Raw genomic sequence first — 23,469 nt, 5'->3', positions numbered from 1 at the left:
CCCCATCTTCCCCTGCTTCGCCATCAGCCTTAAAAAAATGCTTATTACCCAAGTTGCAGTCGCTCTACTAGCTTTCTACGTCGCCTGGAATCTCGGAGCAAACGATGTTGCTAACGCGATGGGAACCTCTGTAGGTTCCAAAGCTGTTACGCTCAAACAGGCACTAATAATTGCTGGGGTATTAGAGTTTACGGGTGCTGTATTGTTTGGACATGAGGTAACAGAAACCCTAGCCACGAAAATTGCTAATCCCGCCTTATTCGTAGCTACACCCCAAATATTTGTTACTGGGATGGTAACAGTACTAATATCGTGTGGTGTGTGGTTGCAAATTGCTACATCACGGGGTTTACCCGTCTCATCTTCTCATGCGGTTGTTGGTGCGATCGCTGGATTTAGTTGGGTAGCTTTGGGAGTAGATGCAATTGATTGGTCATCAATTAAATTAATTACCATTGGCTGGATTTTAACGCCGTTAATTAGTGGTGCGATCGCTGCTTTATTCTACAGTCAAATCAAGCACTGGATTTTGGATCAACCCAATCAATTAGTGCAGTTACAAGAATGGATTCCCTGGCTGAGTACTCTACTGCTAGGTGTATTTGGTGTAATTGTATTACCCTCGCTGACTGAACCGCTAACCAATTTTGTAATAGAGCAAATTGGTTTTACAATCCCTGCTTACGACATTCCACTATTAACGGGTGGAGTAGCAGCAGTTGGACTCACAATCATTAGTTGGCGACAATTGGAAGACAAGGGGACAACAGGGCAAACAGAAGAGTCTACCCAATACCCTATGCCCAATCCCGTAGAAAGATTATTCGCCCGATTCCAATTGCTGAGTGCTTGCTTTGTAGCCTTTGCTCATGGTTCTAATGATGTGGGAAATGCGATCGCTCCTTTAGCTGCGATCGTCTACATCAATCGCACTGGTAGCGTACCTACAGATGGTATCACTATCCCCATTTGGATTTTAATCCTTGGTGGTGCTGGTATTGTTGGTGGTTTAGCTGTCTGGGGTAAAAAAGTCATCGCCACCATTGGCGAAAACATTATTGCCTTGCAACCTAGTAGTGGATTTTGTGCCGAACTTGCCACTGCTACCACCATCCTCATCGCCTCCCGGCTAGGTTTACCAGTCTCCACCTCTCACGCCCTCGTCGGTGGTGTAGTAGGTATTGGACTGGTGCAAAATATCAAGTCGATTAAGTTCCAAACACTAAAAGGTATTGCCGCCGCATGGCTAATTACAATCCCCGTGAGTGCTATCCTTAGCGCTGCCCTCTTTAGCATCGCCCGGATTTTAGGTTGAGTCGATGGCGGGTATTAGAACCGTGCGTGCAACTTTCACTGCACACGCTGCGATCGCTGCTCTCAAAAATTGGTAGCGTGTGATCAGACTACCCAGAGGAAAGGCTTACCAATTAAGCAGTTTATAATTGTTTGCGTAACTCATGGCGTGGCTTAGTTATTGAAGGGTAAGCTGATGACACTAAAAGTAAAATATTTTCAAAAAATCGCAATATTTGATACCACATCAGTAGTTGCCGAAGAGCTACTTTCTCATGACAATTCAAAGCTTGTTAAAAAAGTTATAGAATGGGGAAAAATAGCTAGCAATAATGGTGCGGATTCTTGCTATGTGCGTTTATATGATGCGAACAAAGAAACTATAGATATAATTTTGGAGAATTTGCCTTATAAGGAATTACCAATCATACTACCATTTTCTCTTAATCATGAATCTTCTTTGGTTAGTGCTTTTCATTTTAGAGAGAATGACAAAATTAAAACTCATCAAACGAAAAACCCTAATGTGCTGTTTGGCAAGTCATGCCACTCGTTGAAATCTATAAAAGAAGCGGAACAGTGCGGAATAGACTATGTATTTTTTTCACCCATTTTTGAGACACAAACTCATCCAGAAGCAAAAGCAATTGGTCTAAGTATGCTCCGTAAGGCTTGTGAATCAACGCAAATGAAGGTTTTTGCCCTTGGAGGAATCAACGAAAATAATTATAGGCAATGTCTTGATGTAGGTGCGTTTGGTGTTGCAGCAATTAGTATGTTCACAAAGTCCAGCCCTTTGAACGCGAACAAATGAACTAGTAATTCAATAGCTGAAAGCCTTTTCCAGCATCACCCGCACTCTTAACATGGAGTGTCTTTAATAAAGAATCCAAACTTAACTGGCATCAAACGAATGCTTTAATAGACATCTCCGAAAAAGAATTAAAATGTGGTAAAAGAATATAAATGGGTGTTTGTAACCAAAACGACTATGAGCAGTATATTTGAGCATATCCAAAATAATCCTCATGAATCGCAGCGTTTATTGGCACTGAAGTATGAGCAGTTACAGTAACACTACTATTGCTATAAATATCACTGAAAAAAAATGAAAGATAGTTCTACTCAACAACCGGAAATTACTATTAATGTTGATGCAACTTCCGGCGCAGCTGTTTACAATAAATCACTTTTGATGATTTATGATTTTTTCGTATTAGGTTTATCAAATACGTTTTTCTGGAAATGCCCAACTCAATTAATTCTTAATTTTTATAACCAACACGTATCGGCTAAACATCTAGATGTTGGGGTAGGAAGTGGCTATTTTTTAGACAAGTGTCAGTTTCCCAACCCTAATCCTATTATTACTTTAGTTGATTTAAATCCTAATGCTCTCGAATATACTGCACATCGGATACATCGATATAAGCCGACTACTTTGCTTGCTAATATTTTCCAACCATTACCTTCAGCATTAACTTTTGATTCCATTGGACTGAACTACTTATTGCATTGTCTTTCTGGTCATAGCATATTGAGTAAAGCTGTGGTTTTCAGAAATCTTAAAACTTCGCTAAATGATGGTGGTATAATTTTTGGAACAACTATTCTTGGCAAAGGAGTATCACACAATCTGTTTGCCCAACAATTAATGCGTACATATAATGCTAAAGGAATATTTGGCAATACAAATGATACTTGCGAAGATTTAGAAACGATTCTCAAAGAAAACTTTCGTACTTATGATATCCGTATTGTAGGTTGTGTTGCTTTTTTTGTGGGATGGAAGTAAATTAAACTCTTTTTTATGGTGAAAGCGCGATCGCAATGTTTTCAGGTTGATTTGTTGGCAGTGGCAAAGTAAATGCAGCTTTCATGAAAAAGTGCATAGCTTACTGCCAACTCTTCTCTACGAAAGGCTGCGCCAAGGAGACGCTCCGCGATACGGCATCTCTCTAGAGCTTCACCCTCCAGATACCGAGTCTAGCCAGTGTAGGCAGATAGGGAGTCATACCTGAGTCTGGTAGATGGGGCTTTCACCCATATCAGACCGAGAGTTCAACTTTATTTATTGCTAGATTAGGTTGGCTAGTTTATGTACGGATTGATTAGTGTGATTCAACTAACAACGAATCGCACTTCCTCTAATAATTATTAATATTTCCTAACTTTTTCCTCTATTGTATCTACTCAAAGTAAGACCTAGACTGCAACAACGCCAAAAAAGCGTGTTTTTGCAGAATTGCTGCTCATTCATTAGAATGTGTGCAGGGGTTAGCGTAACTTTGAATTTCCACAGAAAGATACTTTAATCTCCATTTAGAGATGTAAACTGTCACACAAGTTACATTCCAGACAAATTTACAGTTAGTTTCGCAAGTCAGACAATTTTGTGGCGATGTTTGGGGAAAAGTCGCTTCTCTACGAGACGCTCCGCGAATGCGTCAATGCGTAAGTGCTTGCTAACTATTATTGGCAGCAAAACAATAAATATTTATTTTAAGTGAGATTTTTTTAAAACTAAAAATCTCATTGGCGAATATATTTATGAAAATTAAAACTGACCAAATACTTGTCAATGCTGAAGATAAGACCGTGTAGTAAGCAGTGGAGCAAATTTGACCCTTTGCTAACCTGTGTCCAGTATGACAGAATTACGTTGAAATGCCCAAGTGCTGTTAAAACTTTTAATTTATCTGACAAAATACAGGAAATTACTATGAGCGCCAAGCAAGTGTACGGGAAGCAGCTTTATCGTCAAGGTGTTAGAGGTTAGAAGCTAATGGGGCGATTCGAGAAGCAACCAGAAAACCCAAGAGTCAGAGGCGAGCTACCTAGAGCAGCAGAAAATGCTCTTTGGGCTGTAGTTGAAGACTTAGAAAATCTTCAGCAGAACGTCCTCAGAGCTTTGCAGGAAGACGTAAAGCGGCTTCAGTCAGATAAAAATCGGTTATCTGATGAGATTCAAAGCTTAGTGGAGGAAAAAGAGCATTTACAACAAGTGCGCCAAATCACTGAGCAGCAAGCGTTAATTCGTCAACTGGCAGAAGTTCTGGCAAAGCATATATCTTCACAACTGCAATCCTCTCTGGCAACTTTAGCTAACCAAATCATCGAGGGCAAATCTTATGAACAAACTGCCCTGAAGTCCGCCCAAGTGAGTAGCAATGTTGTAGTAGGTGAAATCAATGAAAAAGTCGAACACATGTTTGACAGCCTGGATGACACCGTTACTGTTACTTTTAATTCGCTGCAACAAGAACTTAAGAACTATCAAAGTAATCTTTCCCAACAGTTGTCACGGATGTATAGCCAGCAGCAACAAGGGGAAACGATTTTGGCGGAGTTTGTTAATCGCCTACATGGAGAACTAGAAGAAACTTCACGCAAAGCAGCAACAGCAGGGAAACCTACTGTTTTGCAGTTTACCGAGCCAGAGAAAAACAGTTCTTTTGAGACATCCCCGCCACAGTCTGGCGAAGTAGTCAGAAATTCGCCTGAGCCAATTTCCCCGATCCCCAATAAATTTTCAGAAAGGGAAACGACATCACAGCCGCCGATTGTGAAAGAAAACGGCGGGAACCCAATTTCTGTCCCCAGTAAAGACTTGTCCCAAAGGGAAACGACATCACAGCCGCCGATTGTGAAAGAAAACGGCGCAAATCCAATTTCTCTCCCTAACAAAGACTTATCCCAAAGGGAAACGACATCACACGCGCCGGTTGTGAAAGAAAACGGCGCAAATCCAATTTCTCTCCCCAGCAAAGACTTATCGCAAAGGGAAACGACATCACACGCGCCGGCGGTTATAGTTCCGCCACCAAAGGAAAACGCTGCTGAACCAATTTCTGTCCGCAATCAAGACTTGCTGGAAAACGAAAGGACATCAGAGCCTCCGACTGTATCTGTGCCACCTTCACGAAGGAGAAACGCTGCTGAAGCAATTTCTCTCCTCCGCAGTAACGCGTCACAGAGCAAAGCTAAATCTTCATCGACTACTGCCCTAGAGCCGCAACCGGAAGCAAAGCCCCCACAATCACGATCGCCTAATTCATCCAGCTTATCTACACTCCAAATCGGTTTCTTGTTGATTGTCTTATCGGCAGTGGTATCGTCGCTTTATAACGTCGCCATCAAAATAATTTTTCACCAAGGTTCCCAGATTTTTGGAGTATTAGAGGTAGAGCGCTTGCTGCCACCGACTTTGGGCAATACTCTATTAATTTTGACGCTCCGGTTTATGGTAGTAGTACCACTGATGCTGCTGTTGTCTCCAATACTGCATCCCAGACTGTGGCAAGACTTGGAAAACTTGGCTAATTCAGTTCGAGGAAATCCCACACCTGCTAATGCAGCTACTAAGCAGATTTTGCTGTTGTCGATTGTGAGTGGAGGCTTTCTGTTTTTGTCTCAGGTGCTAATCTACATTGCGATCGCTCAAGTCACAACTGGAATGGCGATCGCACTGTTCTTTATATATCCGATGGTTACTGGTTTATTGTCGTGGTTTCTGTTCCGCGATCGCCCTACCATATTTCGGATCAGTGCGATCGCCGCGATTTGCTGCGGTGAATTGTTGGTTTTAAGCGGTTCTCCCAGCACAGGTATGGGTAATATTTCAATGGGAAGTAGCGCCGCGATTCTTTCGGGGGTGGCTTTTGCTGCCTACATAATTCTGACACGGGTTTGTGCTAGCAAACTGCATCCGGTGACTTTTACTTTAATTAACTTCGCTACGATGTTGTTGTTGAGCTTTATCTGCTTAATGCTACCTTTACCAACCAGTTGGAACTTGATAGTTGATCCCTCTAAGATGCTGGAACTGGTTTTAAGCGCATTTATTTTGGGTGTGCTAACTCTTGCCGGATATTTGCTGAACAATGTTGGTATTACTAAACTAGGGGCTTCCCGATCGGCGCTCATCGGTGGGACTATTCCAGTTTTAACCGTGATTTTCGCTGGCTTAATCATTCAAGAAAATTTGGACATTGTGCAAATTCTGGGAGTGTTGTTAGTAACCTTTGGCGCGGCTGCTTTCAGCTTTGAAACAATGCGAAATCAGGTTAAACCCTCTAATCCCACGAATTAAATGGCGAGTTCAATCAGTTTAGCTGTGATGGGAGCTACTTTACCTCCCATCACTCTGGGCATGAATTCTGACGCCCACTTGTAAGTTCTCCAAACTAATGCGATCGTAGGTATTGCCGTTCAAAACGCCTAATTTGAAAGATATGAGCGGGTCTGCTTATATTTGACCATTGAATTAGGAACTATTCCATATATTTAGACACTAAATTCCTATATCTATAGCAGTTCTGGTTTAGATGCAATACATGGTAGGGGCACAGAAAAAGCTTATTAGTGTCAACTTAACGTAGAAGTTAGGCTTGGCAAGCTTTCGAGGTTTGACCCTCACCCCCAGCCCCTCGACCAATTTTGGTAGAGGGGAGCAAATTATCTAGTTCCCCTTCTCCCAACTTGGGAGAAGGGGTTAGGGGATGAGGGCAAAACGTCTTCTCAAAGCAGATTATCAGCTTAAGTTGACACACATGAGCTTTTTCTGTGCCCCTACTTGACTTGTAATATATTTTTAGAAATTTAGCCTGATACAGATAGGGAAAACACGTATATATAAGCAGTATGAGTAGTACTGACTCAAACAATTGAGGAGGAGTACTAGCTCACAGAGGAAATTGGCAAGGAGTTTAGACCATTGCAGCACATTTTGAAACTAAGAGATCAAGAAGTAGCACAAATGTTTAGAGTAACCCGTTTTTTCAGCGTGGGAGACTATTCTAGCTACATGAATATATGGAGCGATCGCCCATGAAACAGCTAGTACTTTTATCCTACCAAAACCCCTGCGGGTAACGCAAAATTCCAAATTCCTCATTTTTATGCTTTTGTGTTTCGTGAGATGGTATGTTGATTTCTGCAGGTCTGTAAAACGTCAAGTTGGACTGCGATCGCCCAGATGCCCAGAGAAAGAAGCTTATATTGTAGCCTGCTGCGGATTCTCCTTCTTTTATAGCAACAAACTATCTACGCAATTTAAGTCCCTCAAATATCTAAAACAGCGAGGTAAAAACATACTTGAAAGTAGCCAATGAATTAGTTGAATCATGAAAATTTAAAATTCTTTCATGACAAAATATAAATTCATTGTGAGAAAATCTCTAAATAATCATCAGATGCAATCCAATATGTTTTATTATATCTATGGCTAGTAACTAATCTTCAGGTTATTAGCACGACCAACAAAGGCTTATAGGTATGCGATTCAGTCTGAATTAATCGCAGCGTTCTGTGTCCAATCCTCAACAGAAAACGATAAATCAGACTTAGATTTAGGAGTAAACATGAAAATATCATCAAACCTTGATTTAACCAGAATGGGAAGTATTTTAATAAGCATGATTGATCAACTTTATAGTACATAAGTTCATTCCAAATCCCCAAAACAATGATATGATAAATAACGATATTTGAAAAAAGAACAGGTATTTTGAAATTGGAATTAATTGCTCTACTTGATGTCTACTATCTTCCCTCAACCCAACGGCTGATACTGCCGAGACATCACTGGAGGTTGTGAACGGGATGAGAGTTCACAACCAGCCGTGTGGCTCAACCTCTGAATGTGGCTACACCTAGCGATTTCTTTTTAGACCACTTCCAATTATTTCTAGTCATCTGTGTGCTACAAATAATTTGCCAAAGCTGAAAAAACCCATCTTTTTCGAGTAACAGAGATCCCAGATGAACCGCGCAAACTAGTTTTTACTCCCAGTCGGCATAGTGCCATAATTAGGTGTAAGCAGCTTGAGGTTGTTGCTCTTGAAAGATGAGAAAAACCCCAGAAAACTGAAAGGCTTTGTAGATTACTTGCACCACAGTTGATCTTGGGATGTAAACCGCCTTGAAGCTGGACTTGGTAATGTCTGTAATTTTCCGGTCAGATGCAGAGACAGTTTTAGTAATAACCACCGAATCTGCTTGTGTACCAGAGAATATGTGAGAATGGTAGTTTGGGCTACCACAGATTTGATAGTTATCGCATACTAATATAGTCTGAACGTGAAGACATTGCCTTGAACCAGGTGTATACTACCCTATTCTCACTCGATTAAAAACTGTGTAAACGTGCTATTCAATTGTCTGTCATATGAGTAACGACATAGATCTGATCAAACGTCTTGACCCCAGTGCGATGGATCAGATCATGCTTTATCTGGCTTTTAGTGCCATGCGGACGAGTGGGCACAGGCATGGGGCATTTTTAGACGCAGCCGCAACAGCAGCAAAATGTGCAATTTACATGACCTATCTGGAGCAGGGACAAAACCTGCGGATGACAGGGCATTTGCACCACCTGGAGCCGAAACGCGTAAAAATTATTGTAGAAGAAGTAAGACAGGCGCTAACAGAAGGCAAACTGTTAAAGATGTTGGGTTCTCAGGAACCGCGTTATCTGATTCAATTGCCTTATGTCTGGCTAGAAAAGTATCCTTGGCAACCGGGGCGATCGCGCGTTCCTGGTAGCAATCTGACAAGTGAAGAAAAAAGACAAATTGAGCAGAAACTACCAAGTAATCTACCTGATGCCCAGTTAGTTAGCTCTTTTGAGTTTCTAGATTTGATTGAGTTTTTGCACAAGCGATCGCAAGAAGAATTGCCACCCGAACACCAAATGCCTTTGAGTGAAGCCTTGGGTGAGCATATCAAGCGCCGTTTACTCTATTCAGGCACGGTAACACGGATTGATTCTCCTTGGGGAATGCCCTTCTACGCACTTACCCGTCCTTTTTATGCCCCAGCAGACGATCAAGAACGTACTTACATCATGGTGGAAGATACCGCGCGGTATTTCCGCATGATGAAAAATTGGGCAGAACGGCGACGAAATGCCATGCGCTTGCTAGAAGAACTTGATATCCTCCCAGAAAAAATGGAGCAAGCTATGGAAGAATTGGATGAAGTTATCCGTGCCTGGGCAGATAAATATCACCAAGACGGTGGTATTGCAGTGGTATTGCAGACAGCTTTTGGCGAAAGAGAAGACTAGCGCCATTACGCTGAATTCAAAATTAAAAAAGCTGGTAAAGTAAGCTTTTTACTGATTTTGTCCCTTGCTTAAGAGTAAGGGCGTGGTTGGTCTATTGACATTGTAATACTGTACTATTAGTACAAAAGTCACAAAATTGGTTGTGACTTTTGTATTGTTAAGTTTAAGTATTTAGTTTGCATAATTTGCAAGCAGAAGGAAATTATAGCGGATTTTATATAAATATTGTCGCTCTAGTGATAGTAGGGTGGGCATTACAATGCCTACCCTACAAAAAATTAACCTGTATTTTCAGTCAATTACCGAAAATCGGCGGGAATCCCATCCCAACATTCTTGGGTGTCCGGAATAGCCGCCTGCTTCCAAAGTCATTAGTCATTGGTACTAATGAATGACTAATGACTCGAAATCCCCCGGCTTCAAGCCGGGGGATGAGTTAAAAAGCACTGAAATTTAATTAGTGCCCGGTTGCGTTGGAATAATCGGTTGCGTTGGAATAATCGGCTGCGTTGGAATAATCGGCTGCGTTGGAATAATCGGCTGCGTTGGAACTGGGTTTGTCTCGATACTTGGACTTGATCCGGTAGGAATTATACTCGGCGGTGTAGAGGAAGATGAAGCACCGATAACGCTATCACTAGCATCGATACAAGTTTCCAATATCTGGGTAGCAGGAAGGTCGATTTTACTACTATGGAAGCCAACCACACACTGACCAAAGCGCACGGGCAACAAACTACGGCCACAGTAATCTAAAGCTGCGGGATTAACTGCTTCCTGAGTACTAGAGCTGACGCCGACTACACAGGTAGCTAACTCCTCAGGACGCCGGGCTTTTCCACAAGTAGAAAGCGCATCTGTCGCGGCAATTTGGGTCTGCTTTTCAATTTTAACCACGCAAGCAGCCAAATCCCTTGGACGTAGTGCCTTTGCACAACCTTGTGATGCCGCTTCTGCCGTGACACCCACGCTCAAAAGGCGACCCGCACAAACACTATAATCATTGCTGTAAGAGGCAGCAACAGCCACATTCGGCAAGATCGTTGTTAACCATCCAGCTATAGCCAAAACTGGTACTATTAGAATCCTGGAGGTGGAACTGACTTGTTCGTTCTTACCTTTGCTAACCACTTTTTTGCTCATTGATATTGCCATTCTCCAAACACCCAACGTTATGCTAACTCAAATATTATTTTAAAAAAATTATTTTAAAATCCTCTGCAATCAAAGAATTTTGGCGGGAGTAAAGTATATACATAATTAATTATGTCGAAAATTGTGCTAATATAACTGTTTGAATGATAAGTAGGCAACGTAAAAAGTATTTCCGAGTAAGAATACTGCGTAAACCAATCTGATGATTGAGTAGCCTACGAAACTAAATAAACACAAAAAACTTATTGGCAGGAGTACGGCGGGGCACGTCGGAATTCAGGCTTGGAAGCCAGTGCGTCGGCTCTACCGACTTAAAGCAACTAGCGCAATTGATGCCTCTACATTGGTATGATACGTCATACCAAGGCAAGCAGCCTCAAAAAACCAAGAATTCCCTGATTTCTGATCAGGGGAATGTCAAAATGGAATGTTTGGGTAAAGTTTAAACAGGATTAGATTAAGGAAACTCATGTCCCGATATAGAGGGCCACGCCTCAGAATTGTCCGTCGCTTGGGCGACTTACCAGGATTGACTCGTAAAAGCGCCAGACGCGCTTACCCACCTGGTATGCATGGTCAGAACCGCAAGAAGCGCTCTGAGTATGCTATCCGTCTAGAGGAAAAGCAAAAGCTCCGCTTCAACTACGGTTTGACTGAAAAGCAATTGCTGCGCTATGTGCGGAAAGCCAGACGTGTTACTGGTTCTACCGGACAAGTGCTGCTGCAATTGCTAGAAATGCGTTTGGATAATACCGTTTTCCGCTTGGGTATTGCCCCGACTATTCCAGGAGCTCGTCAACTGGTTAATCACAGTCACATAACTGTTAACGGTCGTGTGGTGAATATTGCCAGCTACCAATGCCGTCCTGGTGAAGTAATTGCGGTCAGGGATCGGGTACAATCACGGAAAATGGTGGAAACTAACTTACAATATCCAGGTTTGGCTAACCTTCCCAGTCATTTGGAGTTTGACAAAACTAAGTTGGTTGGTAAAGTTAACAGCGTTATTGAGCGCGAATGGGTGGCATTACAAGTTAATGAACTACTTGTGGTGGAATACTACTCACGACAAGCGTAATAATCATTTGTCCTTAGTCATTTGTCCCTAGTTATTTGCAAAGGACAAATGACCAATGACTAATGACTAACCCCCAATTTGCGACATGGTGCGGGTATATGTACCTAAAATGCCAGAATCGCGTTCTTTAAAGTTAATTTCTGGCTTAATTCCTAATAAATGCCTGACTTGCTCTTGTAATTGAGTGGTGCTGATACCAGAACGCAGAGCAGTTTTTAAATCTATTTGACCAGTTTCATTCAATAAACAAGGACGCAGCCAGCCATCGGCACTCAGGCGCATCCGATTACAACGATCGCAAAAACATTCTGACATCTGACTAATAAATCCCAGTGTCCCCTTCGCACCGGGAATTTGAAAGACATCAGCAGGTCCAGCACCACGAACTTGGGATTCTGTCAAGCCCCAGCGATCGCAAATTTGTTGTCGTAACTCGGCTGAAGATACCCAACCGCGATCGCCAAACAAATGCACATTACCAATAGGCATAAACTCAATAAATCGCACGTGCCACTGTTTGTCAAGTGTCAGGGCGGCTAAATTGAGAACTTCGTGGTCGTTTACGCCAGGAATCACCACCACATTCAGCTTCAGTGGGTCGAATCCGACGTGATGGGCTGCTTGAATCCCTTGCCAAACTTGTTGCCAACGAGAACGCCCTTGATTACCGATAATTTGATCAAAAATGTCGGGATCAAGAGAGTCCAGACTAATATTAATTCGTCGCAGACCAGCATTGTAGAGGTTTTGTGCCATCGGAGCCAGCAAAAACCCGTTGGTGGTCATTGAGAGGTCTTGAGTTTGGGGGAGAGTTGCGATCGCGCCGACCAAATCCACCACACGCGGACGTAATAAGGGTTCACCCCCAGTTAAACGAAACCGGGTAAAGCCAACTGGAATAAATACCTCTTGAATTAGGGTGAGCAGTTCCTCATCAGTCAGCATTTGTTGCTTAAGGATATAGTCCAGTTCTACTCCCTCTGGCATACAGTATTGACAACGAAAATTGCAGCGATCGATTAAGCTAATGCGGAGGTAGTCTACCTGGTTCATCGTTTTATTTTTATTGTCTTCGAGCAATTAAAGACTTTGCTGAGGTAGTTTACCCCTTTCTACCATTTTGCTGTAATTCAAGATACCGCACCACCTCTTAGGTTAGAATCTACAGATTGTGGCATAATAAGCCGATCGCATCCACTAGTTAGTCATCAATCGTGCAAGATACCGACTCCATCAACGACCTTGCTGCTGCTTTGCAACAGCCAGCAGATATCAGCTTTGAACTGCCCGATCCAGAAGATGAACAGATTCTAGAGTCAGATTTTCAACAGCAGCTAGAAATAGCTTGGCAGGTATGCGATCGCTTTGATCTGCAAACTGAAATCTGGCGGGGGCGAATCTTACGGGCGATCCGCGATAGAGAGAAAATTGGTGGTGACGGACGCGGTACTGGCTTTCTGCGATGGCTAAAAGAGCGGGAAATCAGCAAGAGTCAAGCATACTCCTGGATTCAACTGGCGAATAGTGCCGATACTCTGATTGAAGACGGTAAACTTGACCCCGGATCTGTGAACAACTTCAGCAAACGGGCATTTATCGAAACCTCCAAAGCATCCCCCGAAGTGCAACAGATGGTGAGTGAAGCCGCACAAAAAGGCGATCGCATCACTAGGCGGGAAGTGCGTCAACTCAGCGATGAATGGACAGCCATGTCCTCAGATTTACTACCCGAAGCAGTCAAGGAAAAAGCCGCAGATAACACCCTTCCTCCACGCTACATCGCCCCACTGGTGAAGGAAATGGAAAAACTGCCAGAATCGCACCAAAAGTTTATCCAAAAGGAAATTGCTGCTAACCCCGATGTGGATACCCTGAAACAGGTAACTACCGAAGCGCGTAACTTGGCGAAATATCTCAAAGGGGCGGCTCAAGTTCAGGCGCTGACGCAAGAAGATGTTGATATTGAAACAGCCTTAGAAGAAGCACAAAGAGTCGGCTGTTTGAGCATAGCTGCTGATTTGGTGAATCAAGCATCGCAGATGGAACAAACGATCGCTAAACTTTACATGACTTGGAAACGGATCAGTAATTTAGCAGATCGATTATATGTGGATACTGGCGCAAGTACACCCAACTTGCGATCGCTCCTCACTTGCTTGGAGCCTCTGGGTGGTGAAATCATGGAATTGCAACTTAGTGGTGCGACTGAACATACTATTCGTTTGCAAATTCAGGAAACGAGTTAGGAAATGGGGAATGTGGAGTGAAGAATTATTCTCGCCCTGCTTCCCCTGCTCTCCTCTCTCCCCTCACTGGGGATAAAGTTTCAGGGCGAGAAAGCAATGCAAAACTGAGGTTTTAGGGATGGTAGTTTTAACACTAGCCGTGTTAAAACTACCATGTCTCAAATTCTAATTAGCAGCGCAAGATGTAGCAACGAGTGAGGAGTTATGGGGCGACCCAGTGGGTACTTGAGCAACTAAAACCACGTTTCCATTGGCATCTATAACCCACCCTTGGGCTTCCACAATTTGAGTAGGTTCATTGACAAAATTAACTTTTTGTGATTTTTCTTCTGTGTTTCGCTGCTTGTGAACAACCACTCTTTTCTGAATAGCGCCGGCACGATTCTTACTCTCTGGTTCCAGTGTAATCCAATCTGCTAGCACCGCATCATCAGCTATCAATGGCTCGGTGGGATCGGGTGCTAGTCCTCCACGCCCAGTCGCAATAAATGAACTCCTGGCTATTTTTCCACCAGTATTACAACCGGCAACAATTTGCTGCGAAGCATCAACCAGATTTATGGGTAATTGCACTAATCCTTTACTAGGGTCAACATCTGGTGAGTTGATTTGTACAGTGCCACTTAATAAAGGGTTTTGCTGAGAAAATGCCGTAATGTCACTTGTTATCAGGTTATTCACGTTGATTTCCTTTGGATCAAGTCTCTCTACCTCTGCACGAGTGCGGGGCACAAACCCAAAGATGTTTTTAGCAGTGATTGCAATTTTACCACCAGAGCCAGAAAAGGCATTGGCGGTGATATCGCTATTTCCCAAGGGAGGAGCGACGATGAAGCCATTAGGTGCTTTGATGGTGATATTACCGCCATCTCCACTAAGCCCTGTCGTACCTGCGTTAGTGGTTATTTTACTTTCGCGGCGCATCAGTAATAAGTCCCCCACCTGTAGCGTAATATTCCCGCCTCGACCTAACTCACTATTAGATGTGAGTTCTCCTTTGTTGTCCAGAAGTATGGACCGAGCGGTTATATTTATTTGGCCTGGTTTCCCTAACTTATTTGGATCTCCGTAACTTCTTACCTTATTTTCAGCTTGGCTGCTCACAGAAATTGCAGCCCCATTCTGGATAATCAATTGCCCTGTCGTTACCGTCAAGTTGCCGCCATCTCCATACCCTTCAGTTCTAGAAAACAAGCCACTGACCTTAGAACCATTTGGTGAGGTTCCAATTAGTTCTACGGACTCAGAGGCGTTCACCGTCAAATTTCCTGCTTTTCCTGTAGCTAGTTTAATTTGGTTAGCAGTATTGTTATATATACTCTCAGAGCTTGTTGTTATACTTGCCCCTCCTTCGATACGCAACTTTCGAGTATTAATTGTGATACTGCCAGCATCTTTATTGTCATAAGTTGCACTAAATAATCCACTGGATATTAAATCACTACGATCTGGCAAGGGAGCAATGGAGGTGCCGCCGATTAGTTCCACGGAATCTGAGGCGTTTATGGTCAATTGCCCCTGCAATTGCGCTCCATCTCTGACCACCAACTTTTTAGTAGTAACATTTATGTTTCCAGAGTTTCCAGTCAAAAAACTCTGAGTAAGCAGTAATGCATCTTTCTCAACTAGTACAGAGTCTGAGGCATTTACTGTCAAATTTCCTGCTGATTGATCTTGGAAGGGATAAACTAGAATTACGTTACTGCCAGCTATCCGCACAAGTTTGCCTTGCATCTGGACATTGCTGTTACCCTCTCCATGAGTATCGATGGTAGATGAAATTTGGTTCGATTTGATTAATTCGATGTTCTGGAAATTTTGAACACCTTCATATCCAAATGCCCAACCTTGGTTCGTTGGACTTAAACTGACCAGACTATTACCAGCGACGCTTCCTAACTCAACCCTTCCGTGCTCTGCTGTGATATTTCCCCCATCTAGCGTGATATCACCACCTATAAGTGCCAAGGTTTTGCCTTGCTGCACCTGTAGACCAACGCCATCTCCAAAGATATTAACTGCGCCATCTGGTTCTGCTTGGGATTGATTGCGGATAGGAGCCGCAGTTGTTCCAAATTGTAAACCAATGGGAACACTTACTGTCAGCAGGGGTGTAGTTTGAGGAGATGTAGCACTAAACTTTATACCATCAGCAAAGTTCAAGCTACTCGCGGTACTAGCTACAAATGAACCGCCGATATTTAAAGAAGCATTTGGCCCAAAAACAATGCCGTTAGGATTAATCAGAAACAGGTTGGCTGCGCCGTTAGCTTTCAGAATGCCATCTATATTAGAAATAGAATTGCCTGTCACCCGACTGATAATATTTTGAATATCTATTGGATTGTTAAAATAGGCTGTCCTTCCCGCAGAGACAGAAAACTGTTCAAAGCTGTGGAACAAATTTGTTCCACGAACTGCCCCGCCATCAATCTGGTCTATAGGCTGACCATCAATTAGCTTTGGTGTAATGATTGAACTTTCAGATCCAAGTGTGCCATCTTTTTGTATTTGGGCTAAGGCAAAACTCTCAAAGAAAGTCAGCACTCCAGCAATTGCTAAAGTACTCACTATCCCTAACTCCCAGTACCAACTGCTTCGGTATCGAGGCATGACAAACTTACACCCAAAATATAAAAGTATATTGAAATACTGCTCCTTGCTAATTAGGTATAGGGATACTTGAGATTCTCTCTGTAGCCTAACTAGTAAATGCAAAGTTCAGCATTTTTATACTCATTAGAATAAACTTTTTAGGGATCATTTATAAAGTAAAAATAAAATTCCTGTAAGAGGATGTTTGAAAAGTCCTCTTCTCGGTAGCAAAACGTTTTAGATCCCCCTAAATCCCCCGATAAATTGGGGGACTTTAATTCTGGTTCCCCCCTTTTTAAGGGGAGCCAGCGCGGGAACAGGGGGTTTCCCCCATGAGCGTCTGGCGTGGGTTAGGGGGGATCAACTAGTACCTAAAATCACAGCCAACCACTTTTCAAACAACCTCTAAGGGAACCAGTGCGTTGTGCAGGTTTCCGACGCAACACACAGTCACATTTCTCTACTAGAAGCTACGCCAACCCTATCGAGCCTCTTATGTCCTTGGCTTACCTCACCCTCAATCCCTCTCCTTTATAAGGAGAGGGAGGCTAGAGACAGGATGAAGTTTTGCATTTTATTTAATCCACGTTCCTTAGCAGTTACAACCGACTTGGCTGCCAGTTGAAGGGCAAGGGATACACCATGATTTTTGCATTAGGACAATTCCCTGTCCTGGGCGTCCTGAGTTGGCTGGTAATAATTCATTAGGTTGCTGTTCATCAACTGCATCACCAGATTTGATTTTATTTAGGTCAAGATTGCACTCCCACTGAACTATCAGAGATCTATCTTCTAATACCCCGTATTTCTCAAGCACTGCGTATAAGTCAGCGTTATGAAGGCTTTCAAGCAGTTTCTCTTGAATCTCGTCTTGTAACTGCTGTAATGTTTCAGGGTTCATGACTGTTTCCATTTCCTACAGGATGTATATAATTATTGATTCAGGTTGGCTAGTAAGAATTTCGCATACTGTCACAAAATTTAATGCTTAAATTTTAATCTCAGGTGGGCTTCCACTCACCGCTAATTTTTAATCCCCGTCGTGGCAATACCCTGAATAAACTGACGTTGACCGATGAGAAATAATACCATCACTGGAACTGTGGCGATCGTCACTGCCGCCATCATCAAAGGCCAATTATTCGTAAATTGTTCCTGAAACTCAGCCAACGCTAGCTGCACCGTCCTTAATTCGGGACGTGTCGTAAACACCAAAGGCTTAAACAAATCATTCCACTCACCGATGAAGGTGAACAAAAACAGCGTTACCAATGCCGGACGCGCTAAAGGTAACATCACCCGCCACAAAATTTGTAGTCGGTTCGCCCCATCGATGGCCGCGGCTTCCTCTAACTCCACGGGAATTGTCTGGAAATATTGACGTAATAAGAAAATCCCAAAGCCGTTGACAGCCGTGGGTAAAATCAGCGCCCCATAGGTATTTATCAGGTGTCCCCACTTCAAAACCAAAAAGATGGGAATCACCAATAACTGAAAGGGAATCACCAAAGTTGCTAAAACGACTAATAGCAGGGCTTGGCGTCCCCGAAACTTCAGCCGTGCGAGGGCGTAACCCGCTAAAGCAGAAGTGACAATCTGAAACGCCGTCACCGCGATCGCTACCAAGGTAGAATTAGCAAACGCCAGCAAAAATTTTCCCTGTTGCCATGCAACGCGGTAATTAGCTAAAGACCAGTTATTTTTGAACAAATTTTCTGGGCTGGCGGCCGTCGGTGCAAAGGAGGTAAGAAAGACCACAAACAGAGGTAAAAGAACGATAAATGCCCCTAGCAGTAACACTACTAGACTCAAAAAATCGCCAGATTTCAGATTCGGGTTTGGTTTGGACATAATTTGATCTGCAAAGTATTTGTTTCCCTAGTAGTAGAACATCGCCCTCAGCAACAGTTAATCTATAAACATAGTTACTTGTTAAGTTAAATTAAAGCACAGTGATTATTACCCTCAGTTCATAGGGTAAATTGAATCGTGGTGTCAAATAATTAATTCAAGTTTACAGGAGTAAACATACCATGCAGCAGCTAGCAGACCAATTTAAAGAATTAGATTTCAAGAGCGAAACATACAAAGATGCTTATAGCCGGATTAATGCGATCGTGATTGAAGGGGAACAAGAAGCCCACGAAAATTACATCACACTAGCCCAACTGCTGCCGGAATCTCATGATGAATTGATTAGCCTATCCAAGATGGAAAGTCGCCATAAGAAAGGATTTGAAGCTTGTGGGCGCAATTTGCAAGTCACCCCAGATTTGCAATTTGCCAAGGAGTTTTTCTCTGGACTAGACCAAAATTTCCAAATAGCGGCGGCGGAAGGAAAGGTCGTAACTTGTCTGTTGATTCAATCTTTAATTATCGAATGTTTTGCGATCGCAGCATACGAAAATTATATCAACGTCGCCGACGATTTTGCCCGTAAAATCACTGAGGGAGTAGTAAAAGAAGAATATAGCCACCTCAACTTTGGAGAAGTTTGGTTGAAAGAACACTTTACAGAATCCAAAGCTGAACTAGAACAAGCAAACCGCCAGAACCTACCCATCGTCTGGAGAATGCTCAACCAAGTAGAGGGTGATGCCCACACAATGGCAATGGAAAAAGATGCTTTGGTAGAAGCCTTTATGATTCAGTACGGTGAAGCATTAAGTAATATCGGTTTCACAACACGCGATATTATGCGCTTGTCAGCCTACGGACTCACCGCCGCTTAAAAAAATGCTGAGTAACGAGTGCTGAGGAGCCAGTGCTTTGGGCGGTTCTGCCGACTTGCCACCCCTTTGGAGAAGCAAGCTACACAGCAGCGTCTCCCCTGCTCTCTTTGGGAGAGGTTAGCGCCTGCCGTAGGATGCCCGTTCGCCTAGCGTCTCCTTTAGGAGAAGGGCTGTAGGGAGAAGCAACTGGCGTTGCTCATTAGTTAAAATTCAGAACTCAGAACTCCTAACTCCCAACTCTTAACTCTACTAAATTCCACACGCTCAAGACAGCATAAGCTTAATAATCAATACATGTTTGGTCTAATTGGACATCTCTCTAGTTTAGAACACGCTCAAGCGGTAGCTCAAGAATTGGGATACCCAGAATATGCCGATCAAGGGCTAGACTTTTGGTGCAGCGCCCCGCCGCAAATTGTCGATACGATTATTGTCACCAGCATCACTGGGCAAAAAATTGAAGGACGGTATGTAGAATCTTGCTTTTTGCCGGAGATGCTAGCAAGTCGCCGCATCAAAGCCGCAACGCGCAAAGTCCTCAACGCTATGGCCCATGCACAGAAGCATGGCATTAACATCACAGCTTTAGGCGGATTTTCCTCAATTATTTTTGAAAACTTTAAGTTAGAGCAGTTTAGCCAAGTCCGCAACATTAAACTAGAGTTTGAACGCTTCACCACAGGAAACACGCATACTGCCTACATTATTTGTAAGCAGGTGGAAGAAGCCTCAAAACAACTGGGAATTGATCTATCAAACGCCACTGTTGCTATATGTGGCGCAACTGGGGATATTGGTAGTGCAGTTACACGCTGGCTAGATGCAAGAACAGATGTCAAAGAACTCCTGTTGATAGCTCGTGATCAAGAACGTCTCAAAGAATTGCAAGGCGAACTGGGGCGGGGAAAAATCATGGGTTTGACAGAAGCACTGCCCCTAGCTGATATTGTAGTTTGGGTTGCCAGTATGCCCAAAGGCGTGGAAATTGACCCTACCACTTTGAAACAACCCTGTTTGTTGATTGATGGTGGCTATCCTAAAAACTTAGCGACGAAAATTCAGCATCCTGGTGTATACGTGTTAAATGGTGGGATTGTAGAGCATTCCCTGGATATTGACTGGAAAATTATGAAAATCGTCAATATGGACGTGCCAGCCCGCCAGTTGTTTGCTTGTTTTGCCGAATCAATGCTGCTGGAATTTGAGAAGTTATACACGAACTTTTCCTGGGGACGGAATCAGATTACCGTAGACAAAATGGAGCAGATTGGTCGGGTATCACTAAAACATGGATTTAGACCACTGTTGGTTTAGTCATTAGTCATTGGTCATTGGTCATTTGTACAGACGCGATTAATCGCGTCTCTCCCCACTCTGAAAAACTCATAACTCGTAATTCATAATCCCTACGATGGCAACTACCGAGCGTAAACCGCTACTGTTAGATTTTGAAAAACCCTTAGCAGAACTCGCAACCCGAATTGATCAAATTCGGCAACTTGCAGAAGAAAATAGTGTCGATGTTTCTGGTCAAATTCGGCAACTAGAAGCACGCGCTATGCAACTGCGTGAGGAAATTTTCACTAGTCTATCCCCGTCCCAGCGATTGCAAGTCGCTCGTCATCCGCGTCGCCCCAGTACTCTCGATTACATCCAGGCTATTAGCGATGAATGGATGGAATTGCATGGCGATCGCTGTGGTGGTGATGATCCGGCTTTAGTTGGTGGTGTCGGTCGTCTGAGTGGGCAACCTGTGGTGATGTTGGGTCATCAAAAAGGTCGAGATACCAAAGACAATATTGCCCGTAACTTTGGAATGCCTTACCCTGGCGGCTACCGCAAGGCGATGCGGTTGATGGAACACGCTAACAAGTTTAGTATGCCGATACTAACTTTTATCGACACGCCAGGAGCTTGGTCTGGGGTGGAAGCAGAACACCAAGGTCAAGGAGAAGCGATCGCTTACAACTTGCGGGAAATGTTCTGCTTAGATGTGCCAATTATCTGCACAGTCATTGGTGAAGGTGGTTCTGGTGGCGCACTCGGTATTGGCGTAGGCGATCGCCTACTGATGTTTGAACACTCCGTTTATACTGTCGCCACTCCCGAAGCCTGTGCCGCCATTTTGTGGAAAGATGCTGGTAAGGCTCCCCAAGCCGCCGTTGCTCTGAAAATTATTTCCCACGACCTGAAAAAGTTGGGAATTATCGACCAAATACTGCCTGAACCCACTGGTGGCGCTCATTCTGATCCTTTAAAAGCCGCTACCACTCTCAAACAAGTGCTGCTAGAAAATTTGGACGAACTCAATCGTTTAACCTCTCCAGAACGCCGCCAACTGCGCTATGAAAAATTCCGCAAAATTGGTGTTTTTACAGAAGTTGCCCACTAACGGCATTGCATAATAATTGATTAGCAGAGCAGAAATGCTATAATTGCCTATGTGCTTAAAGATTTTTAACAATCTAGCCATAGGCATTTGCATTTTCGGCAAATCTACTCAATTTGATTGAGTGGGTTTTCTACTATTAAGTAATTTAATTTGAGTGTACGGCGTGATTTACCCGGCGATGATTTGTTGTCTTCACTGGTAAAACCTACAATCTGCCGACTATTGCACTATATTATAGCAGTTACTTAATGAAAATCATCAGATTTTTAGATTCCTTTAATCTATACCAAGCCGAGAAGTGTGAATAATTGGTTGGTAATAGGCTTTAGGAACTGCCAAAAAATTGGGAGACACCATGAGTGTTGAGCAAAAACGACGCGCCCTGATTACTGGGGCAAGTAGTGGAATTGGGAAAGCAACGGCTTTAACCTTTGCAAAAGCGGGAATAGATGTCGCTTTAGTCAGCCGTTCTTTGGATAAGTTGGAGGCTGTAAGAGAAGCTCTACAGCATACCGGGGTAGAAGCGAAAGCTTACGCTGTAGATTTAGCGCGGCTGTCACAAGTAAAAGAAAAGATCCAAGCGATCGCTCTTGACTTTGGTGATATAGACATTCTGGTAAACAATGCTGGCATCGGCTATACAGGTAGTTTGAGCGAAACTCCCCTAGAGGACTGGCAGCAGGTAATTGACTTGAATCTGACTGGTGTGTTTCAGTGCATTCTGGGGATTTTGCCTTCAATGCGCGATCGGGGCACAGGCACAATAATCAACGTCGCCTCAATAGCCGCCAAGCAACCGTTTCCCGGTTGGGGAGCATACAGCGTCAGCAAAGCTGGTTTGATTGCCCTCTCTCAAACCCTGGCACAAGAAGAACGCACTCACGGCATTCGGGTAACAGCTATCTGTCCGGGCGCAGTCAATACCGAACTTTGGGACACAGAAACAGTCCATGCCAACTTAGACCGTTCCAAAATGTTAACCCCGGAAATTGTGGCTGAGTCAATTCTCTACACAGTTCTGTTACCACAACAGGCAGTTATTGATGAATTAACCCTGATGCCCAGTGCTGGCGCACTCTAATTGCGAAGTTAGGAGTTAAAAGTTAGGAGTTAGGAATTAGAATTTTTAACTCATAACTCATAACTCATAACTCATAACTAAATTCAAACCATAACCAAGACTGAATCATGACTATCGTTAGTTCCAACGGTTCAAATAGTTCTCAATCGCCTCTGAATCCAGACTTGGCAGAAGCCATAACTCCTAGACCCGATCGCAATACTCATAACGGGCGAGAAGCGGATTTGTTCCAGCCAAAAGAGGAACAGATGGAAGAAATGAAGGACGCCGTGCGGACACTAATATTGGGAGTTGGCGAAGACCCCGAACGCGAAGGACTCCTCAAAACACCCAAGCGAGTGGCCGAGGCAATGCGGTTTCTTACCAGTGGCTACAACCAATCCCTTGAAGAACTCGTTAACGATGCCATCTTTGATGAAGGGCATAGTGAGATGGTACTGGTTAGAGATATTAATTTCTTTAGTCTGTGCGAACACCATATGCTGCCATTTATGGGTAAAGCCCACGTTGCTTATATCCCTAACCAAAAAGTTGTGGGATTGAGTAAGCTAGCCCGAATTGTGGAGATGTATTCCCGTCGTTTGCAAGTCCAGGAGAGGTTAACCCGCCAAATTGCCGAAGCAATTCAGACCATTCTAGAACCTCAAGGCGTAGCCGTAGTGATGGAAGCTAGCCATATGTGCATGGTGATGCGGGGGGTTCAAAAACCAGGTTCTTGGACTGTCACTAGCGCAATGGTTGGTGTGTTCCAAGAGGAACACAAAACCCGCGAAGAATTTTTTAACTTGATTCGCCACCAATCAGGATTTTTTTAAGGAATGGGGAGTAG

General features: G+C 43.5%; 18 protein-coding genes. 12 read left to right on the top strand and 6 right to left on the bottom strand.

Annotation, left to right across the window (positions count from 1 at the left end; all coding sequences use genetic code 11):
* The first annotated feature begins 37 nt into the window (after positions 1-37).
* From V7K15_RS01335 to V7K15_RS01320, 4 genes are all read left to right on the top strand, one after another.
* Positions 38-1,315 carry an inorganic phosphate transporter gene (locus V7K15_RS01335; protein ID WP_334902325.1) on the top strand — a complete coding sequence of 426 codons (1,278 nt, stop codon included), beginning with the start codon at positions 38-40 and terminating at the stop codon, positions 1,313-1,315.
* Positions 1,316-1,489: 174 nt separating this feature from the next.
* Entirely contained in the window at positions 1,490-2,107 is a 618-nt protein-coding gene (locus V7K15_RS01330) for a thiamine phosphate synthase (protein WP_334902323.1), read from the top strand.
* Between the two features lie 294 nt (positions 2,108-2,401).
* Positions 2,402-3,088, top strand: coding sequence for a class I SAM-dependent methyltransferase (locus V7K15_RS01325; RefSeq protein WP_334902321.1), 687 nt, complete (start codon positions 2,402-2,404; stop codon positions 3,086-3,088).
* Positions 3,089-4,078: 990 nt separating this feature from the next.
* Positions 4,079-6,385 carry an EamA family transporter gene (locus V7K15_RS01320; protein WP_334902319.1) on the top strand — a complete coding sequence of 769 codons (2,307 nt, stop codon included), beginning with the start codon at positions 4,079-4,081 and terminating at the stop codon, positions 6,383-6,385.
* Positions 6,386-8,103: 1,718 nt separating this feature from the next.
* Here the strand turns inward: V7K15_RS01320 and V7K15_RS01315 are convergent.
* Positions 8,104-8,283: a hypothetical protein gene (locus V7K15_RS01315; protein WP_334902317.1), complete on the bottom strand. Its 180-nt coding sequence runs from the start codon at positions 8,281-8,283 to the stop codon at positions 8,104-8,106.
* Between the two features lie 178 nt (positions 8,284-8,461).
* Here V7K15_RS01315 and hetR point away from each other — a divergent pair, with 178 nt between their 5' ends.
* Positions 8,462-9,361, top strand: coding sequence for a heterocyst differentiation master regulator HetR (gene hetR, locus V7K15_RS01310; RefSeq protein WP_334902315.1), 900 nt, complete (start codon positions 8,462-8,464; stop codon positions 9,359-9,361).
* A gap of 453 nt (positions 9,362-9,814) precedes the next feature.
* Here hetR and V7K15_RS01305 read toward each other — a convergent pair whose 3' ends face one another.
* Entirely contained in the window at positions 9,815-10,504 is a 690-nt protein-coding gene (locus V7K15_RS01305) for a hypothetical protein (protein WP_334902313.1), read from the bottom strand.
* 481 nt (positions 10,505-10,985) lie between these two features.
* Here V7K15_RS01305 and rpsD point away from each other — a divergent pair, with 481 nt between their 5' ends.
* Positions 10,986-11,594, top strand: coding sequence for a 30S ribosomal protein S4 (gene rpsD / locus V7K15_RS01300; RefSeq protein WP_334902311.1), 609 nt, complete (start codon positions 10,986-10,988; stop codon positions 11,592-11,594).
* 66 nt (positions 11,595-11,660) lie between these two features.
* Here the strand turns inward: rpsD and moaA are convergent, their stop codons facing one another.
* On the bottom strand, positions 11,661-12,647 hold the full coding sequence (moaA, locus tag V7K15_RS01295; RefSeq protein WP_334902309.1) for a GTP 3',8-cyclase MoaA: 987 nt from the start codon (positions 12,645-12,647) through the stop codon (positions 11,661-11,663).
* A gap of 161 nt (positions 12,648-12,808) precedes the next feature.
* Between moaA and V7K15_RS01290 the strand changes: the two genes are divergently transcribed.
* Entirely contained in the window at positions 12,809-13,840 is a 1,032-nt protein-coding gene (locus tag V7K15_RS01290) for a hypothetical protein (RefSeq protein WP_334902307.1), read from the top strand.
* A gap of 165 nt (positions 13,841-14,005) precedes the next feature.
* On the opposite strand, the gene V7K15_RS01285 is transcribed toward V7K15_RS01290, so the two are convergent.
* From V7K15_RS01285 to V7K15_RS01275, 3 genes are all read right to left on the bottom strand, one after another.
* The gene (locus V7K15_RS01285; protein ID WP_334902306.1) at positions 14,006-16,453 is read right to left on the bottom strand and encodes a two-partner secretion domain-containing protein; all 2,448 of its coding nucleotides are present in this window, start codon (positions 16,451-16,453) and stop codon (positions 14,006-14,008) included.
* A gap of 574 nt (positions 16,454-17,027) precedes the next feature.
* A complete protein-coding gene (locus V7K15_RS01280) occupies positions 17,028-17,336 on the bottom strand; it encodes a hypothetical protein (RefSeq protein WP_334902304.1) in 309 nt (102 codons plus the stop codon).
* A gap of 122 nt (positions 17,337-17,458) precedes the next feature.
* The gene (locus tag V7K15_RS01275) at positions 17,459-18,286 is read right to left on the bottom strand and encodes a carbohydrate ABC transporter permease (protein ID WP_334902302.1); all 828 of its coding nucleotides are present in this window, start codon (positions 18,284-18,286) and stop codon (positions 17,459-17,461) included.
* 182 nt (positions 18,287-18,468) lie between these two features.
* On the opposite strand from V7K15_RS01275, the gene V7K15_RS01270 reads away from it, so the two are divergent.
* From V7K15_RS01270 to folE, 5 genes are all read left to right on the top strand, one after another.
* Positions 18,469-19,167 (top strand): aldehyde oxygenase (deformylating), encoded by a 699-nt coding sequence (locus tag V7K15_RS01270; RefSeq protein ID WP_334902300.1) that lies wholly within the window; start codon positions 18,469-18,471, stop codon positions 19,165-19,167.
* A gap of 294 nt (positions 19,168-19,461) precedes the next feature.
* On the top strand, positions 19,462-20,481 hold the full coding sequence (locus V7K15_RS01265; protein ID WP_334902298.1) for a long-chain acyl-[acyl-carrier-protein] reductase: 1,020 nt from the start codon (positions 19,462-19,464) through the stop codon (positions 20,479-20,481).
* Between the two features lie 97 nt (positions 20,482-20,578).
* The gene (locus tag V7K15_RS01260; RefSeq protein WP_334902296.1) at positions 20,579-21,559 is read left to right on the top strand and encodes an acetyl-CoA carboxylase carboxyltransferase subunit alpha; all 981 of its coding nucleotides are present in this window, start codon (positions 20,579-20,581) and stop codon (positions 21,557-21,559) included.
* A 355-nt stretch (positions 21,560-21,914) separates the two neighbouring features.
* Positions 21,915-22,640, top strand: a complete 726-nt coding sequence (locus tag V7K15_RS01255) for an SDR family oxidoreductase (RefSeq protein ID WP_334902295.1) — start codon at positions 21,915-21,917, stop codon at positions 22,638-22,640.
* Positions 22,641-22,747: 107 nt separating this feature from the next.
* The gene (gene folE / locus V7K15_RS01250) at positions 22,748-23,455 is read left to right on the top strand and encodes a GTP cyclohydrolase I FolE (protein WP_334902293.1); all 708 of its coding nucleotides are present in this window, start codon (positions 22,748-22,750) and stop codon (positions 23,453-23,455) included.
* The last annotated feature ends 14 nt before the right edge of the window (positions 23,456-23,469 follow it).

The sequence above is a fragment of the Nostoc sp. genome, from assembly GCF_036919815.1.
GTDB lineage: Bacteria > Cyanobacteriota > Cyanobacteriia > Cyanobacteriales > Nostocaceae > Nostoc.
Note: the sequence above shows the minus strand (reverse complement) of the source record. Positions and strands in the feature narration are given on the sequence as shown.